The sequence below is a fragment of the Collinsella sp. LCP19S3_D3 genome (assembly GCF_052121455.1).
Lineage (GTDB): Bacteria > Actinomycetota > Coriobacteriia > Coriobacteriales > Coriobacteriaceae > Collinsella.
The window spans coordinates 134,727-151,318 of record NZ_JBQKEF010000001.1 but is presented as its reverse complement, the minus strand read 5'-3'; the positions used below and the strand labels follow the sequence as shown (position 1 = coordinate 151,318).

The 16,592-nt window shown below is 61.3% G+C and carries 13 protein-coding genes; 7 read left to right on the top strand and 6 right to left on the bottom strand.

The window, feature by feature from the left end; translation table 11 throughout:
• Nucleotides 1-8: 8 nt before the first annotated feature.
• Nucleotides 9-1,250 (bottom strand): arginine deiminase, encoded by a 1,242-nt coding sequence (gene arcA, locus ACTQXM_RS00730; protein WP_427719159.1) that lies wholly within the window; start codon nucleotides 1,248-1,250, stop codon nucleotides 9-11.
• 549 nt (nucleotides 1,251-1,799) lie between these two features.
• Between arcA and ppk1 the strand changes: the two genes are divergently transcribed.
• Nucleotides 1,800-4,208 (top strand): polyphosphate kinase 1, encoded by a 2,409-nt coding sequence (ppk1, locus tag ACTQXM_RS00725; protein ID WP_441536838.1) that lies wholly within the window; start codon nucleotides 1,800-1,802, stop codon nucleotides 4,206-4,208.
• Nucleotides 4,209-4,294: 86 nt separating this feature from the next.
• A complete protein-coding gene (gene rlmD, locus ACTQXM_RS00720; protein WP_441536837.1) occupies nucleotides 4,295-5,623 on the top strand; it encodes a 23S rRNA (uracil(1939)-C(5))-methyltransferase RlmD in 1,329 nt (442 codons plus the stop codon).
• 252 nt (nucleotides 5,624-5,875) lie between these two features.
• Here rlmD and ACTQXM_RS00715 read toward each other — a convergent pair whose 3' ends face one another.
• The 3 genes from ACTQXM_RS00715 to ACTQXM_RS00705 form a co-directional block, all read right to left on the bottom strand.
• Entirely contained in the window at nucleotides 5,876-7,324 is a 1,449-nt protein-coding gene (locus ACTQXM_RS00715) for a PTS transporter subunit EIIC (RefSeq protein WP_441536836.1), read from the bottom strand.
• Nucleotides 7,325-7,355: 31 nt separating this feature from the next.
• Nucleotides 7,356-8,786 carry a 6-phospho-beta-glucosidase gene (locus tag ACTQXM_RS00710; protein WP_441536835.1) on the bottom strand — a complete coding sequence of 477 codons (1,431 nt, stop codon included), beginning with the start codon at nucleotides 8,784-8,786 and terminating at the stop codon, nucleotides 7,356-7,358.
• Nucleotides 8,787-8,909: 123 nt separating this feature from the next.
• On the bottom strand, nucleotides 8,910-9,641 hold the full coding sequence (locus ACTQXM_RS00705; protein ID WP_441057040.1) for an EamA family transporter: 732 nt from the start codon (nucleotides 9,639-9,641) through the stop codon (nucleotides 8,910-8,912).
• Nucleotides 9,642-9,653: 12 nt separating this feature from the next.
• Here ACTQXM_RS00705 and ACTQXM_RS00700 point away from each other — a divergent pair, with 12 nt between their 5' ends.
• The 4 genes from ACTQXM_RS00700 to ACTQXM_RS00685 all read left to right on the top strand — a co-directional run bounded on the left by ACTQXM_RS00700 (nucleotide 9,654) and on the right by ACTQXM_RS00685 (nucleotide 12,693).
• Nucleotides 9,654-9,893, top strand: coding sequence for a hypothetical protein (locus ACTQXM_RS00700; RefSeq protein ID WP_441536834.1), 240 nt, complete (start codon nucleotides 9,654-9,656; stop codon nucleotides 9,891-9,893).
• A 577-nt stretch (nucleotides 9,894-10,470) separates the two neighbouring features.
• Nucleotides 10,471-11,013 carry a DJ-1 family glyoxalase III gene (locus ACTQXM_RS00695; RefSeq protein ID WP_427718432.1) on the top strand — a complete coding sequence of 181 codons (543 nt, stop codon included), beginning with the start codon at nucleotides 10,471-10,473 and terminating at the stop codon, nucleotides 11,011-11,013.
• Nucleotides 11,010-11,591, top strand: coding sequence for a Maf family protein (locus tag ACTQXM_RS00690; RefSeq protein ID WP_441536833.1), 582 nt, complete (start codon nucleotides 11,010-11,012; stop codon nucleotides 11,589-11,591). Before ACTQXM_RS00695 ends, ACTQXM_RS00690 begins: the two co-directional genes overlap by 4 nt.
• Before the next feature lie 100 nt (nucleotides 11,592-11,691).
• Nucleotides 11,692-12,693: a P1 family peptidase gene (locus ACTQXM_RS00685; RefSeq protein ID WP_441536832.1), complete on the top strand. Its 1,002-nt coding sequence runs from the start codon at nucleotides 11,692-11,694 to the stop codon at nucleotides 12,691-12,693.
• 373 nt (nucleotides 12,694-13,066) lie between these two features.
• Here the strand turns inward: ACTQXM_RS00685 and ACTQXM_RS00680 are convergent, their stop codons facing one another.
• Nucleotides 13,067-14,098, bottom strand: coding sequence for a glycosyltransferase family 2 protein (locus tag ACTQXM_RS00680; RefSeq protein ID WP_441536831.1), 1,032 nt, complete (start codon nucleotides 14,096-14,098; stop codon nucleotides 13,067-13,069).
• Entirely contained in the window at nucleotides 14,091-15,293 is a 1,203-nt protein-coding gene (gene glf, locus ACTQXM_RS00675; protein WP_427794872.1) for a UDP-galactopyranose mutase, read from the bottom strand. Before glf ends, ACTQXM_RS00680 begins: the two co-directional genes overlap by 8 nt.
• Before the next feature lie 231 nt (nucleotides 15,294-15,524).
• Between glf and pta the strand changes: the two genes are divergently transcribed.
• The gene (gene pta / locus ACTQXM_RS00670) at nucleotides 15,525-16,505 is read left to right on the top strand and encodes a phosphate acetyltransferase (protein ID WP_441536830.1); all 981 of its coding nucleotides are present in this window, start codon (nucleotides 15,525-15,527) and stop codon (nucleotides 16,503-16,505) included.
• The last annotated feature ends 87 nt before the right edge of the window (nucleotides 16,506-16,592 follow it).

Genomic DNA, 16,592 nt, shown 5'->3' with positions numbered 1-16,592 from the left:
TGAAAACCTTAGAGGTCCTCGCGCCAGAAGGGCATGCTCATGCAGCGCGGGCCGCCACGGCCGCGGGAGAGCTCGGCGGAGGGCACGACGAGAAGGTCCAGGCCCTCCTTGTACAGCACGTCGTTGGTGACGGTGTTGCGGGCGTAGACGCAGATCTTGCCGGGCTCGACGCACAGGGTGTTGGAGCCGTCGTTCCACTGCTCGCGGGAGGCCGCGATCGGGTCGCCGCCGCCGCAGGGGATCAGCTTGACCTGGTCGACGCCGGTGGCGTCCTCCAGGACGTGCTCGAGGGTGTCCTCGATCAGGCGGATGTTCACGTCGCCCGGGTTCTTGCCGGCGGTCAGCTCGTAGACGCGCAGGGTGCCCATGATGGCGGGGTGGATCGTGAACTTATCGACGTCGATCTGGGTGAAGACCGTGTCGAGGTGCATGAAGGCGCGCGAGACCGGGATGTCGAAGGCCAGGATGCGCTCGACCTTGGAGTCGGAGTTCCAGAAGATGTTCTGGGCCATGACGTCGATAGCGGCGGCCTGGGTGCGCTGGGAGATGCCGACGGCGAGGGTCTTCTCGTTGATGTTCAGCACGTCGCCGCCCTCGGTGTGGAACTGGCAGTCGCGGCGGAAGTACAGGGAGACGTCCTTGTAGTCGGGGTGGTACTTGAAGACGTACTTGCCGTACAGGGTCTCGCGGTTGCGGGTGACCGAGTACATGCGGTTGAGGTTGACGCCCTCGCCGACGACCGCGAACGGGTCGCGGGTGAAGTAGAGGTTGGGCATCGGGTCGATGATCAGGTCGGACTCGGACTCGGAGTTGACCAGGGAGTCGAGGGTCGTGGAGGCCGTGAGGGGCATCTCGATCTCGGCCTTGGTCATGCCGGCCATGGTCTTCTTGACGAACTCGAGGTTGTCCTCGATGGAGTCCAGCTTCTCGCGGACGATCTGCGGCATGTGCTTCCCGCGGATGCCGGCCTCGGCGATGTACTGGTCGGTGAACTCGGCGCGGGCGCCGGGGACCTGGTCGAACACCTCGGCGACGAGGTTCTCGAGGTAGAGCACCTCGACGCCCTGGTCCCTCAGGATCTGGGCGAAGGTGTCGTGCTCCTGCTGCGCGACCTCCAGGAACGGGACGTCGTCGAACAGGAGCCGCTCGAGCTCGTCGGGCGGCAGGTTGAGGAGCTCGTCGCCGGGACGGTGCAGGCAGACCTTCCTGAGCTTGCCGATCTCGGAAGGCACGTGCAGACCTTTCGTCATGGCCTCCTACCTTTCTTTCGGGCCTTACTGGCCAAATGTATCAGCGCCCCTCCGTATGGAGCGCTGCTTGCTGACAGCTCTAGTTATATCCAATTTCCACCCGCAATTCCACCTCGCCCCCGAACGGTCAACAAAGTACGATGAACGGTATATCGCATATGATTTCCCATGATGCACTTCAGTTTCGTAAAGCAGATTTTCCTAGGTAAACGTTATTTTTCTAGGAAATCAAGATTGAACACTCAAAGTTATCCATGATTCAAAATTGCATAGCGAAAACGGTTTTCTGCATATAAATGACGCTTGTCCTCGATTCGACCTAAATTCGATTATATTCAGCTTGCTATCATTCTTATTCATACATTCTCAACTGTTGAGTGAGGATATAGATCGCTTGTTCAAAGCACCGGACGTTAGTTCTTCGGATCGTCAGCGTAATAAGTAGGTAAAGATACCGTTCGCGCGATACGTCCGCGCCATAGGTCGACTAAATTGAGACAATAAGAAATAGTGTTAGGCTACCGTCCCCTGTAGGGACTGAACGGACAGATGCATATGCCGAGCAAAATCGAAAAGAAGCAGAACGCCGCCAAGCTGCGCAAGAAACCGCGCGATTTCTCGTATACGCAAAATCGAGAGCTTAGCTGGCTGCGCTTTGATAACCGCGTACTCGACGAAGCCTTCGATGAGTCTGTGCCACTGTTCGAGCGCCTTAAGTTCGTCTCGATCTTCGAGTCAAACCTCGACGAGTTTCTCATGGTGCGCGTGGGCGGCTTGTCCGATCTGGCAGAGCTCAAAAAACAGCCCGTCGACAACAAGAGCAATATGACCGCCTCCGAACAGGTCGATGCTGTCATGGCAGAGCTGCCCGGGCTCCTTACCCGCTGGGAGTCGATCTTTAAGAGCATCGAGGACAAGCTCGACACTCTGGGCGTTCACCGCGCCCGCATCGATTCGCTTACGCCCGAGGAACATACCTTTGTAACCCGCTACTTCCAGGCCTACGTATCACCGGTCATCTCGCCGCTGGTCATCGATCCGCGCCATCCCTTCCCCAACCTGCGCAACGGCGCGCTCTATCTGGCTTGTGGCCTGGACGGCATCACCGACGAGGAGAGCCTGCTGGGCCTTATCGAGATTCCCGCCTCGATGAACCGCGTGGTCGAAATCCCCTCGCCCACCGGCACCTACTCCTACATTCTGCTCGAGGACGTCATCCTCGCCTGCCTGGACAGCTGCTTCGGCTCCTATAAGCCGCTCGACCGCGCGCTCATCCGCGTCACCCGCAACGCCGACATCGATCCGGACGGCGAGGGCGTCGAGGAGGAAGAGGATTACCGCCAGCACATGAAGCGCATCCTCAAGAAGCGCCTGCGTCTGCAGCCGGTGGTGCTCGCCGTATCGGGCTCGCTCGAAAAGCCAACGCTCAAGACCATCCGCAAAGCGCTCGAGCTTTCGCGCCGCTCGGTTTTTACCTGCGATATCCCGCTCAACCTGGGCTATGTCTTTGGCATTGAGGGCAAAATACCCGAGCATCTACGAAACGAGTTGCTCTTTACGCCGTTTAGGCCGCAGCCCAACCCCACCATCGATATGACCCGCTCCATCCGCGATCAGGTGCTGCAGCACGACAAGCTGCTCTTTTACCCTTACGAGACCATGAATCCGTTCTTGGACCTGGTGCACGAAGCAGCCTACGACCCCGAGTGCATCTCGCTTCGCATCACGCTCTACCGCGTGGCCAAACAAAGCCGCCTGTGCGAGTCGCTCATCGATGCTGCCGAAAACGGCAAAGAGGTTACAGTGCTCATGGAGCTCCGCGCCCGCTTTGACGAGCAAAACAACATCGAATGGGCCGAGCGGCTGGAAGAGGCCGGCTGCACCGTTATCTACGGCTCCGAGGGCTTTAAATGCCATTCCAAGATCTGCCAGCTCACCTATCGCGAGGGCATGGCGCTTACCCGTCTGACGCTTTTGGGTACCGGCAACTTTAACGAGAAGACGGCCAAGCTCTACAGCGACTTTATGCTCATGACCGCGCATCCCGGCATCGGCGAGGACGCTAACCTGTTCTTCCGCAACCTGTCGCTGGGCAACCTGCGCGGCGACTACCGCTTCCTGGGCGTGGCGCCCGTGGGCCTCAAGCCGCTCATCATGCGCGGCCTGGACCGCGAGATTCAGCGTGCCCTTGTCGGCGAGCCCGCCCGCGTGTTCTTTAAGCTCAACTCGCTTACCGACCGCGAGGTCATCGACAAGATCGCCGAGGCATCGTGTGCCGGTGTGCGCGTGGACATGATCATCCGCGGTATCTCGTGCCTCAAGCCCGGTGTTCCGGGCAAGACCGAGAACGTGCACGTGCGCTCCATCGTCGGACGCTTTTTGGAGCATGCGCGCGTCTATGCCTTTGGCGTGGACTCGGATATGATCTACCTGAGCTCGGCAGACATGATGACGCGCAACACCGAGCACCGCGTGGAGATCGCCTTCCCCGTGCTCGACCCCACCTGCCGCGCCCAGGTGCACGAGTACATGGGCATGCAGCTGCGCGACAACGTGAAAGCACGCAGTCTGACGAGTGACGGCACCTGGATTCCCGTGGAGCGCAAAGAAGGCGAGAAGCCCTTCAACTCGCAGGAAGCTCTGCTGGAGCGTGCCTATCGCAACGCCGAGGCCGTCGCCAAGGCAGAACCTACGCTCGCATCCAAGCCTGAGCTCGAACCGCAGCCGGCCGCACCCGAGGTCCAGAAGGTTCAGGCAACCGTCATAGAGCCTGAGTCCGAGCCTGCTCCTCGGCCCCAACCGCAGACGGCCAACCCCGCGTCCGAGAAGGGCGCCCGCCGCGAGAAGCCCGCTGGCAAGACCAAGACCATCGAGCGCCATCGCCCCGGTCGCGTGCGCATGGGACTGGGCCTGATCGGCCTAGGCCTTAAGACGCTCATTACCGGCAAGACGAAATAGACGTTTGTAGAAGCGCCCCGTATTTGAGGAATACCCCAAATACGGGGCGCTTTTCACTGCTACCATGGTTGCGAACAATACCGCGAATGACAGGCAGGAACATGAAGCTCACCATAGAATCGATGACCTACGGCGCCGACGGACTGGCGCACGCCGACAACGGCAAGGCCGTCTTTGTGCAGGGCGCCGTGGCAGGCGACACCGTCGAGGCCGAGATCGTGCAGGACGGCAAGTCGTTTATGCGCGCCCGCACGACCGAGATTCTGGAGCCGGGCCCCGATCGCATTCAGCCCCCCTGCCCCTTCGTGGGCGTCTGCGGCGGATGTTCATGGGGCAATCTCTCGCGCACCGCGCAGCTTGCCGCCAAAGAGCAAAACCTGCGCTCCGCGCTCGAGCGCATTGGCAAGTTCGCCCCCGAGCAGGTCAACGATCTTGTCCAGCCCATCCGCCACACCAAGGACGACTGGGGCTACCGCAACAAGATTGAGCTGGAGCCCACCCTCGTTAACGGCCGCGTTCGCCTTGGCATGCACGGCGTCGATCCCAGCAAGATCGTCACCGTAGATTCGTGCCCGCTGTTCGATAAGCGTTTTCCCAAGGCGCTCAAATCGGTCGTCGGCGCGCTCAACTATCTGAGCGGCAGTCACGATCTGGGTCTGGAGCGCGTGGGCATTCGCGCTTCGCGTCGCACCAAGGCGCTCGAGGTCGCACTTTGGACGCCCACGGGCTCCTTCCCGCGCTCGCAGGTCTCGCGCGTGTTGGCAGACGCCGCTCGCCCCACGAGCGTAGTGCGCGTCATGAGCAAGGGCGAGAAGAAGGCCCGCCGCGTCTCCAAGGTGGAGATGCTCGCCGGCGAGGGCTCCTGGACCGAGAACATCGCCGACGGCCAGATGCGCCTTTCTGCCCCATCGTTTTTCCAGGTCAACACCAAGGGCGCCGAGATTTTGATCGAGCTTGTCATGGAGGCGCTCGACCCGCAAGAAGACGAGCTTGCCATGGACCTGTACTGCGGCGCCGGCACCTTTACCCTGCCGCTCGCCCGCCGCTGTGATTTTGTTGCCGCCGTCGAGGCCTACGGCCCGGCCGTGCGCGACCTGCGCCGCAACCTCGAGATCAACAAGCTCGATAACGTCGATGTCATCGGCGGCGATGCCGTGCGCGAGTTCCCCGACCAGGATGCCGATGTCCTGGTGGTCGACCCGCCGCGTGCAGGTCTGGCACCCGAGGCAATCGACCTCATCGCCAGCACGAGCGCCCGCGACGTGGCCTACGTGAGCTGTGATCCGGCGACTTTGGCACGCGATCTTAAGCGCTTTGTCGAGGAAGGCACCTTCTCCCCCGTCAAGATCACGCCGGTCGACCTGTTCCCGCAAACCTTCCACTGCGAAACCGTCGCCCATCTCAAGCGCAACTAGACTGCTTGCCCAAGACCACACCCGATGATTTTTCTGGGACGGGGATAAAAATAAATTTGTTCCGAATGATTATTTATCCCCGTCCCGAAATAAAACCGCCCCCCCATTTCTTGGACATTGAACTGCCGCCCGAGAAAGCTAAACGCCTTCTGGCAGGTTGTCCCGGGCCGAGGGCGGCCGCCTCGACCGCCCTCGGCCCTCACCCACCTCAACTGCCCTCAACTACATAGAGCTGGTCGAGAAGGGCCCAAGCTAGCAGGCGCCTTCCTCGTCGTCGTTGGGCCGGTAGGTGATGAACTCGATAACAAAGGCCAGGACGGCAGAGACGAGCGAGGCGATGATCGCGAAGATCATGTGGGAGATCCCGGCGCCACCAGGGGTCCCGTCGATGAAGTTGAGCAGGTTGAAGACACCGAGGCCACCCGAGATGTACATGAGGGCGCCCGTCATTCCCACGATGGCGCCGCCCACGGCGGAGCTCAGGCATGCCACGACGAACGCGCGCTTGTTGGGGAGGGCGATGCCGTAGATGCCCGGCTCGGTGACGCCGAAGAAGAAGGCGGAGATCATCGCGGGAAGGGCGATGCCGCGGAAGCGCTCGTCCTTGTTTCTGAGATACATGGCAAAGATGACCGCTCCGAGCGCGAACCCGTGGCCGATGGTGGCGGCGAGCACGCTGTCGTGGCCGAGGGTGTTCAGGTTCATGATGGAGATGGGGATGAGGCTCCAGTGGAAGCCAAAGATGGCGAGGCACATCCACAGTCCGCCGACTAGGGCGCTGCCCAAGACGGAACCAACCACGGGAAGCTGGAAGATGAACGAGAACGCCGCGCTCAGCAGGTTGGTGATGAGGGTGGCCACCGGGCCGATGACGAGGTAGCCCAAGACGATGGAGACCGTCATCGTGGCGAGCGGGACGAGGAACATCTTGAGCGCAGCCGGCATCCAGCTCTTGAGCCAGCGCTCAATGATAGAGCCGAACCACACCATGAGAAGGACGGGGATAACCGAGCTCACGTAGCCGGACACGGGCATGATGATGGGGACCCCGAGGGCGGTGGCGTACCACGAGAACGTGCCGGCCACGCCGAGGTCGATGCTGCCGAGCGCCTCGCCCGAGGTCAGGGCGACCATCGTCGGGTAGAGGAGCGCCACGCCGATTGCCACGCCGGTGAACTCGTTCATGCGGAACTTGCGCGCGGCACTGAACGCCAGGGCGACGGGAAGGAAGTAGAAGAAGCCGTCAGCCACGGTGTAGAGCAGCGTGTAGAGGCCGTCGTTTGCAAAGGCCGGGACGAAGCAGGTGATGAGGGCAAGCAGTCCCTTCATGATGCCTGCGGCGGCAAGCGGTCCCAGGATGGGCTGGAAGATGCCAGAGATGAGGTCGATGATGACGGAGGCAACGGTCTTATCGCCCTGGGGCTCGTCGTCGGCGCTTGCGCCGCCCGAGAAGTTACCGGCCTCCAGGACCGCGTCGTAGACGTCCTCGACGATGTTACCCACGACCACCTGGTACTGGCCGTTGGCCTGGATGACCTGGATGACGCCCTTGAGGGCCTCGATCTTGGCCGTGTTGGCGCGGGACTCGTCCTTGAGCTTGAAGCGCACGCGCGTGATGCAGTGCGCGACGCTGGCGACGTTCTCGGCGCCGCCTACGTTCTCGAGTATGGATCTGGCCAGATCGTCGTATTTTTCAGCCATTATTTTCTCCTTAGTGATATTGCCCGGGCGGCTAGCCCAGGTCGCCTCCGTTGGTGGCGATGGCCTGTTGGTACCAGTAGAAGCTCTTCTTGCGCCTGCGCTCGAGCGTGCCGTTGCCCAGGTTGTCGCGGTCCACGTAGATGAAGCCGTAGCGCTTCTCCATCTCGCCGGAGCCCGCGCTCACGAGGTCGATTGGCCCCCAGGTGGTGTAGCCGAGCATCTCGACGCCGTCCTGCTCGATGGCGTCGCGCATGGCCTCGATGTGCTCGCGCAGGTAGGCGATACGGTAATCGTCCTCGATCGTGCCGTCGGGAAGCACCTCGTCATAGGCGCCGAGGCCGTTCTCCACCACAAAGAGCGGCTTTTGGTAGCGGTCCCAGAGGTCGTTGATCGTGATGCGGAATCCCAGCGGGTCGATGACCCAGCCCCAGTCGCTCGTGCGCACGTAGGGGTTCTCCACGCCGGCGAAGGCGTTGCCCTCGGCGACGCCGCCCACGGAATCGGGGTCGCCCGCGGTGCAGCGCGAGGAGTAGTAGCTAAACGAGATGAAGTCGACGGTGTTCTCCGCAAGGATGCGCTCGTCCTCGGCGGTCATGCCCACGTCGATGCCCTCGCGCTCGAGCATCTTGAGCGCGTAGCCGGGGTAGTGCCCGCGCGCCTGCACGTCCACGAAGAAGAGGTCCTCCTGGTTCTTGACCTGCGCCGCGCGGACGTCCTCGGGGCGGCAGGAGTAGGGGTAGTAGCTTCCCGCGGCGAGCATGCAGCCCACCTTGTTCTCCGGGTCGACCTCGTGGGCGATCTTGGTGGCCCAGGCGCTGGCCACGAGCTCGTTGTGCGCGGCGCGGTACTCGGCCTCGCGGGCATTCTCCCCGGGCTCGAGGACGATGCCGGCACCCATGAAGGGACGGTGCAAGATCATGTTCATCTCGTTGAACGTGATCCACCAGCGCACGAGGCCGCGGTAGCGGTTGAAGAGCACCGTCACGAGCCGTTTGTAGAGCTCAATAAGGGTGCGGTTTCGCCAGGCGCCGTGCTTCTTGACGAGGTGGATGGGGCAGTCGAAGTGCGTGATGGTCACGAGGGGCTCGATCCCGTGCTCGCGGCAGCAGCGGAACACGTCCTCGTAGAAGGCGAGCCCGGCCTCGTTGGGCTCCTCCTCGTCGCCGTTGGGAAAGATGCGGCTCCAGGCGATGGAGAGGCGAAAGACCTTGAAGCCCATCTCCGCGAAGAGGGCTATGTCCTCGCGGTAGCGGTGGTAGAAGTCGATGCCCGTCTGGGCCGGGTAGTAGTACCCGGGCTCGAAGTCGAGCATGCGCCTCAGGCCGCGACTCACGTCGTTGCGCTCCGGCCCGTGTGGGATGACGTCGACATTGGCAAGGCCGCGGCCGCCCTCGTCATAACCTCCCTCGCATTGGTTGGCGGCGGTGGCTCCTCCCCAAAGGAACCCTTTTGGAAATGGCATGGTGCCTCCTTCTCTCTGGCGTCCCCACCTCTGCGGGGGACGCTTTAATAACGTCCTTGCGACCTCACGCGCCGGGCCCGTGGCCCTTTCCCTGATGCGCGCGGGCCGCCTGTGAAGGGATGACTAGCTGACGGCTTGTCCTGCGGCGGCGCGACGTGCCTCCCGGCCTCCAAGCAGGGAGGGGACCTGCGCCAGGCACACGCCGGCGAGGATGATGGCGACGCCCAGCCACTCGACGACCCCGAGCGGCTCGCCGAGGACGATCATGGCGATGAGCAGGCCGGCGGGGAGTTCCGCGGCGGCCATGACAGTGGAGAGGCCCGCGGGCAGGTGCGGAGAGCCCATGCCGAAGAGCAGGACCGGGCAGAGCATGCCAAAGAAGCCGGCGATGACGGCAAAGGGCAGGATGCCCTGGGCGAGGACGCCCGAGACGACGTAGTCTGGGCACACCGTGAGCGACATGACCACGGAGCCCGCGCATACGATGACGCCACGCTGCTCGGACGAGCAGGGGGCCTCGACCTTGCCGGAGAGGGTGACAAAGAGGGAGCAGGACACGGCCGCCCCCAGCGCGCAGAGCAGGGCCACGGGGTCGTACCCGGTGATGCCGGTCTTGTAAACGCCGCTGGCGAACACCGTTCCGAAGACGATGACCAAGGCGGAGACCACTTGGAGGGCCCTCGGCGGTCGGCGCGTCATAACGGTCTGCCACAGGAGCCCCAGCCACGTGAACTGGAAGAGGAGCGTGAGCGCCACCGGGGCGGGCAGCACGCTCATGGCGTAGCAGTAGAGGATTGAGGTGAGGCAGGTGAGGGCTCCCAGGCCCATGAGCTTAAGGGCGAGCTTCCAGCCCACGCGCTGCCATCGGTGCCCGAGTGCGTTGCCCGCGAGTGTGGCGAGGGCGAAGAAGAGGCAGCCGAACCACGCCTGGCTCGCCACCACCTGCGCCGAGGTGAAGCCCGCGGCGTAGGCGAGCTTGTAGGTCGTGGCCATCGCGCCGTAGCAGGCGCCGCCCGCAAAGACCTGGAGCACCGCCTTGGCCTGTCCCGCGCCCGTGGCTACTGCCCCGGCGGCCTGTTGCTTGATTGTGTTTGTTCCTGCCATTAGGCTCCCTTCCGTCTGCTGTCTTGCAGATGCACGTCTCGTGCGTCTGTTCCCTGCAGTCGGAAGGTGGGCTCGTGCGGTCTTCTGGCGGTGCATGTGGCACCTGCTGCCAAGACGAAAAAAGCCACGCAACCGACTGCTCGGTTGCGTGGCAAAAAGGTGGCTAGCGCCCAGAAAAGTCCACGCGTTTTTAGACTGAGACAAAGTACTACAACAGGTGAGATTCCGTCAAGAAAAACCGAGAAAAAAGTGAGTCTCTGCCCGCCGTACCTGTGGCGGTCGTTCCCCGAACGGGGCGGTGCGTTGGGGACTGTCTCGATCTGTAACAGTAAGACCCGGTTTTGGTCAGTAGATGTTACAGATTTAGAGGTTTTGTCGGGGCGGTTTCCGTTTGTCTTGATCTGTAACAGTTAGGGGTCAAAAGTGGGTCTAGATGTTACAGATTGAGATTGTTGAGGATGGGTGAGGGTAGCTAAAATAGCCCCGTCCCTTTTTAAACATTGGGAAATCGAGCGTGGCAAGCATAGGTCTTCGGGGTATAAGACGGCTAATTGTATGCCGCCTTACGAAAGGAACTCTCATGCCCAGCGTTGCCGTTCTCGCCGCCGATGGTTTTGAAACTATTGAATGCCTGACCATGGTCGACGTCATGCGTCGCGGCGGCGTGCGTGCCACGCTCGTCTCGATCATGCCCACACGCGAGGTCGTGAGCTCGCTGCAGATTCCCGTGACCTGCGATGCGCTCTTTGATGAGATCAACTTTGAGGAGTACGACTGCATCGTGCTGCCCGGCGGCCTGCCCGGAGCCACCAACTTGCGCGCCGACCAGCGTGTCTGCGATGTAGTCTGCGAGTTCGCCGCAACCAAGCACGTTGCCGCCATCTGCGCCGCCCCGTTTATCCTGGGCGAGCTTGGTCTGCTCGAGGGACGCCGAGCCACGTGCTTCCCCGGCTTTGAGAAGAGCTTCCCCGAGGGTGCTTATACCGGCGAGAAGGTCACGCAAGACGGCAACATCATCACTGCCAGCGGCATGGCACAGTCACTTCCCTTTGCCTTGGAGCTGCTGCGCACACTCGCCGGCGACAAGGCCGTCGAGAAGGTTGCCGAGGGCATCCAGCTATGATTTTGGCTTCGCAATCGCCGCGCCGCATAGAGCTGATGCGCGAGGCGGGCTATGACGTTCGCGTAATTCCCGCAGATATCGACGAAACACCTTTTGATGGCGAAGCTCCGCTTACGCTTGTCGAACGCTTGGCACGCGCCAAAGCCGCTGCCGTTGCCTCCGAGCACGCCGAACCCAACGAACTGACTGTCGCAGCCGATACCATTGTCACCTTTGACGGGCAAATTTTGGGCAAGCCGGCAGACGAAGACGAGGCATGCACTATGCTCCGCGAGCTTTCGGGCCGCACGCACCAGGTGGCAACCGGCGTCTGCATCGTTAAAGCCGGCGACGCTGCAGCTCCGCATGCCGCCGAAAGTCTGTCGTTTGTCGATGTGACCGACGTGACGTTCTATGAGCTTACCGAGGAGCAGATCGGGCACTATGTTGCCTCCGGCGAACCCATGGACAAGGCCGGAGCCTACGGTATCCAGGGCACAGGCGGCCGCATGCTCGTGCATGACATTTCGGGCGACTTCTACAACGTGGTGGGCTTACCCATCGCTCGCGTCGCACGCGCGATTCAAAAACTCTCGTAATTGCATCTGGCGCTGGGTATCCCCCGGCGCCTACAATTTTGCCGTACCGCACGGATCCCGACCGAGCATAAGGCCCGGCGGAAAACCGATAGGAGAAAACATGGACACACTGCTCGAAGCCATTGACGTTTGCGATGTCGATGGCTTTTGCTTTGGCAACTATACAGACGAGGAGGCCGGCACCGGCTGCACCGTAATCGTGGCGCCCGAGGGTGCCACCGGCGGCGTTGACGTACGTGGTGGCGCTCCCGCTTCGCGCGAGACCGATCTGCTGCGTCCCGAGAACACCGTCGATAAGGTCCACGCCGTCTGCCTTTCGGGTGGTTCGGCCTTTGGTCTCGAAGCGGCAAGCGGCGTGGCCCGCGAACTCGAGAGCCGCGGCATCGGCCTGCCCGTCGGCCCCACGCAGGTGCCCATCGTGTGCTCCAGCTGCATCTTCGATCTCGCCTTTGGCGATCCCACCGTGCGTCCCGACATTGAAGCCGGTATCGCCGCCGTGCGCGAGGCGCTCGACCATACCCCCACCACACTCGATCAGGGCAATGTAGGTGCCGGCACCGGCGCCACCGTAGGCAAGCTCATGGGGCCCGCCACCTGCATGAAGGCTGGCCTGGGAGCTGCTGCCGTGGCACTCGGCACCGTCAAGGTGGGCGCCGTGGTCTCGGTCAACGCCTGTGGCAACGTGGTCGACCCGACCACCGGCGAGTGGGTGGCCGGCATGCGCGCCGCAGCCGATAGCGACCAGATCGTCGACATGGAGCTCGCCGCCCTTGCCACCGCCGGCTCTATGAAAATGCCACTCGACCGCACCAACACCACCATCAGCTGCATCGTCACCAACGTGGAGCTCACTAAGGCCCAGGCCACCAAGGTCTCCCAGATGGCCGCAGACGCCTATGCACACGCCATCCGCCCCACACACACCACCAACGACGGTGACACCATCTACACCCTTGCCAGCGGCAAGCTGGGCAGCCAGGCAAGCGCCGCCGTTCCCCTAGACCTGCTGGGCATGCTCGCCGTAAGGGCCCTGGAAACCGCCATCGTAAACGGAGCCAAAACCGCCACAACATCCCACGGCATCCCCGGCGTTGCGAAGTAAACTAGCTCGTCCGGTTGCCCGGTTGGCCTTGGTTATGTTTGCTGCTCTACAGTCCTGGCTCGCACGAAGAGCACATTAAGTGCTCTTCGGCTCGTGCGGAACTCGCGACAAACATAACCAAGGCCAACCGGGTAACCTACTCAACAAGATCTCTTTCAGCCCAGGCCCCTGTGTACCGCGCGTCCAAGATCTTCAAATTCAGACAGCCTGACAATCGATTCTTATAGCAAAGGCCCCTTGGCCTTTAGTTTGATACAAGTTCCGCACGAGCCGGAAAGCACTTAATGTGCTTTCCGTGCGAGCAGGACTGTTCGCAGTAGCAAACTAAAGGCCAAGGGGCCCAGTCAACCTATCAGCAGCGATTACTCAACAGCTAGTTGAATTTGAAGATCTTTGAGGCAAGACGGTATAGGCCGAGTGTGGTTTTGTCTCCAGCCCGCCCGTGCAGGTTGGTAAAGAAGCCGACCACACCGTAGCGTGCACGACGATACATACGCTCGTCGTAGGCCTTCAAATCACTCCACAATGTCGTCAGGCGCTCGTCGGCGCAATCCTCATCGGAAAGCTTGGTTAGCACCGAACAAATTGCCATCATCATGGTGAAATAGCCCATCATGTACGCGCGCAGACGCGACGACTCGACATCGCTGTACAGATGGAACGACTCCATCATAATGCGCGTCACGCGAAACTGCTGGTCCAGACGTTTGACCATCGTGGCCTCGTTGACGCTCTGGCCCTCGCGACCGATAAAATAACGATAGAGGTCGATGTCGGCGTAGTACATGGTCTTGCAGCGCGGCAGCGGCACATAGGCGTAGATATTGTCTACATAGAACGTGTGCGGCGGCATAGGCAGATTGGACGCGCGCAGCACATCCGTGCGATAACACAGGCTGTGCATGAGCAAATTCTGGTCCAGACGGAAATGGCCAATCTGGTCCCAGGTAAAGATCTTTTTGCGCGGCAGGGCGAACTTGTAACCAATAGCGGTATGCGTACCCTCGTAAACCTTCTCGTACACATAGTTCGAGATAAACAAATCGACGCGCTGGTCGCGCTCCTCAAAGCCACGCAGAATCGAAAGCATGGTCGAAAGCGCCGCACCGTCGAGCCAGTCGTCCGAGTCGACGACCTTGTAGTAGGTGCCCTGCGCCTCGCGCAGGCCCGAGAGGACGGCCATGCCGTGGCCGCCGTTCTCCTGATGCACCGCGCGGATGATACCGGGGTAACGCGCCTCCCACTCATCGGCCTTAGCTGCCGTCTCGTCCTTGGAACCGTCATCGACGATGATGATCTCGATATCGGTGGCGTAATTGCTCCCCTCCAGAATGGAGGTGATGCAATGGTCCATGTCCTTGGCGGCGTTATACGAGGGAATACCGAATGATATGACTTTATGCATGGCAGGCGATAATCTCATCCGAAAGATCGAGGGCAGAGTTGGTCACGGCATCCATATCGTAGTAACGATACTCGGCCAGGCGACCCACCGGGTGGAAGTTCGTCAGGTTCTGGACGCGCTCAAGATAGCGCTCATAGAGCTCGCGGTTCTTGGGCTCCAGAATGGCGTAATAGGGCGTCTCACCCGAGCCGGGCGTATAGGCCTTGGAATACTCCTTCATGATGGTGGTCTTGCCGGGCAGGACCTGACCAGTCATGTTCTTGAACTCGGTGATACGCGTGTAATCCTCGCTCGTGGTGTAATTGACGGTGCCCACGGGCTGGAACTGGTCCATATCGAGCGTCTCGAACTTCATGTCGAGCGTACGGTACGGCAGAGCGCCCAAGTCGAGGTTGAACAGCTCGTCGAGCGGACCGGTGTAGACGATCTCGCCGCCATAGACCTTGCCGTCGATCTTAACGGTGGTCTCGTCGATCTCAAAGAGGTCGCGGGCGTCCACGTCGCAGAACACATCAATCAGATCGTGGTCGAGCATATGCTCGAACAACGCGGTATAGCCGTCCTGCGGCATGCCCTGGAAGGGAGCCTGCGGGAAATAGCGGTCATCGTCGCCCACAAAGACGGGAACGCGGCCGGTGATCGAGGGATCGATCTGGTCGGGCGTCTGGCCCCACTGCTTCATGGTGTAATGCAAAAAGACGTTCTCGTAGACGTAATCGGCGACCTCGGCAAGATCCGGGTCGTTCTTCTTGCGCAGCTCCATGATGGGCACCTTGACGTCCTTGCCAAAGGTCTCCACGAGCTTCTGATACAGCTCCTCGCCGCGCTCATCGCCAAAGGCGAGCTTGAGGCTCGCGTGGTTAAAGGGCACGGGCATAAGGGTGCCGTTGATATTGGCAAGCACCTTGTGCTGGTAGTCCGTCCACTTGGTAAAGCGCGACAGAAAATTGTGGACGCGCTCGTTAAAGGTATGGTAAATGTGCGGACCATACTCGTGGACCAGGATCCCGGCCTCATCAAAGCAGTCGTAAGCATTGCCCGCAATGTGGCCACGGCGCTCCAAAACGGCAACGCGATAGCCGATGGTCTCGGCAAGACGGCGGGCACAAACGGCACCGGCATACCCGGCACCGACGACAATCATGTCGTATGCGCCGGCGTTAAAGCCTTCAGGCAGGCCTGAGGTAATCTGCATCGATACTCCTTGTCAAAAGCCACGGGCTCGTTAGCTGGGCTTTTCTCGAACATTCTTCGAGACATATTTATCAGAGCGATTATAGCGCTAATGCGTCCTATAATGAGCTTGCCACACAAGGAAAGCTCAAGCACCCCGGCGTACATATTTGAAAGGTAAACCCGCTAGCAGCGGGTTTATTCGTGGACAGCCGGGTGCCTGGAGCTTAGCGAAACGCTTGTAAGGAGTAACATGAGCGATTTCCTAAACCGTATGAAGTCTGCCGCCAAGGCCGACCTTAAGACGATCGTCCTGCCCGAGGGCGAAGATCCGCGCACCATCATCGCAGCTACCAAGATCATCGAGGAGGGCTTGGCAAAGATCGTCATCTTGGGCAACCCCGATGAGATCAACGTTCCCGGCGCTACCGTCATCGACCCGCGCAATGCCGAGAAGCACGAGGAGTACGCGCAGAAGTTTGCCGAGCTCCGCGCCAAGAAGGGTGTCACCATCGAGCAGGCTCGCGCCCAGGTGATGGACGCCACCTACTTTGGCACCATGATGGTCAAGATGGGCGATGCCGATGGCCTGGTCTCCGGCGCCTGCCACTCCACCGCCGACACCCTGCGCCCCGCGCTGCAGATCCTCAAGACCGCCCCGGGCACCAAGCTGGTCTCGGCCTTCTTTGTGATGTGCACCGACACCCCGCAGTTCGGCACCGACGGCACGCTGATCTTCGCCGACTGCGGCCTCAACATCAACCCGTCCTCCGATGAGCTCTCCGAGATCGCCATCGCCTCCGCTCACTCTTGGTCCACCTTCATGGGCAACGTTGAGCCGCACGTGGCCATGCTCTCCTACTCCACCATGGGTTCCGCCGGCGGCGAGGTCGCCAAGAAGGTCCAGGAGGCCGTGAAGTTCTGCAAGGAGAAGGCTCCCGAGCTCGCCATCGATGGCGACCTGCAGCTCGACGCCGCCATCGTCCCCAACGTCGCCCAGCTCAAGGCTCCCGGCTCCTCCGTTGCCGGCAAGGCCAACGTGCTCGTGTTTCCCGACCTCGAGGCCGGCAACATCGGCTACAAGCTGGTCCAGCGCTTCGCCGGCGCCGACGCCTACGGCCCCATCCTGCAGGGCATCGCCAAGCCGGTTAACGACCTTTCGCGCGGCTGCTCTGCCGACGACATCGTGGGTGTCGTGGCCATCACCGCCGTCCAGGCTCAGATGGCTGATTAGCGGACGTATCCCCTCGGGACCCTACAGGGTAAAGCTCTGAAAACGTCCTCGGACATGCATGAAACCCCCGCTGCGCACTTCGTGCGG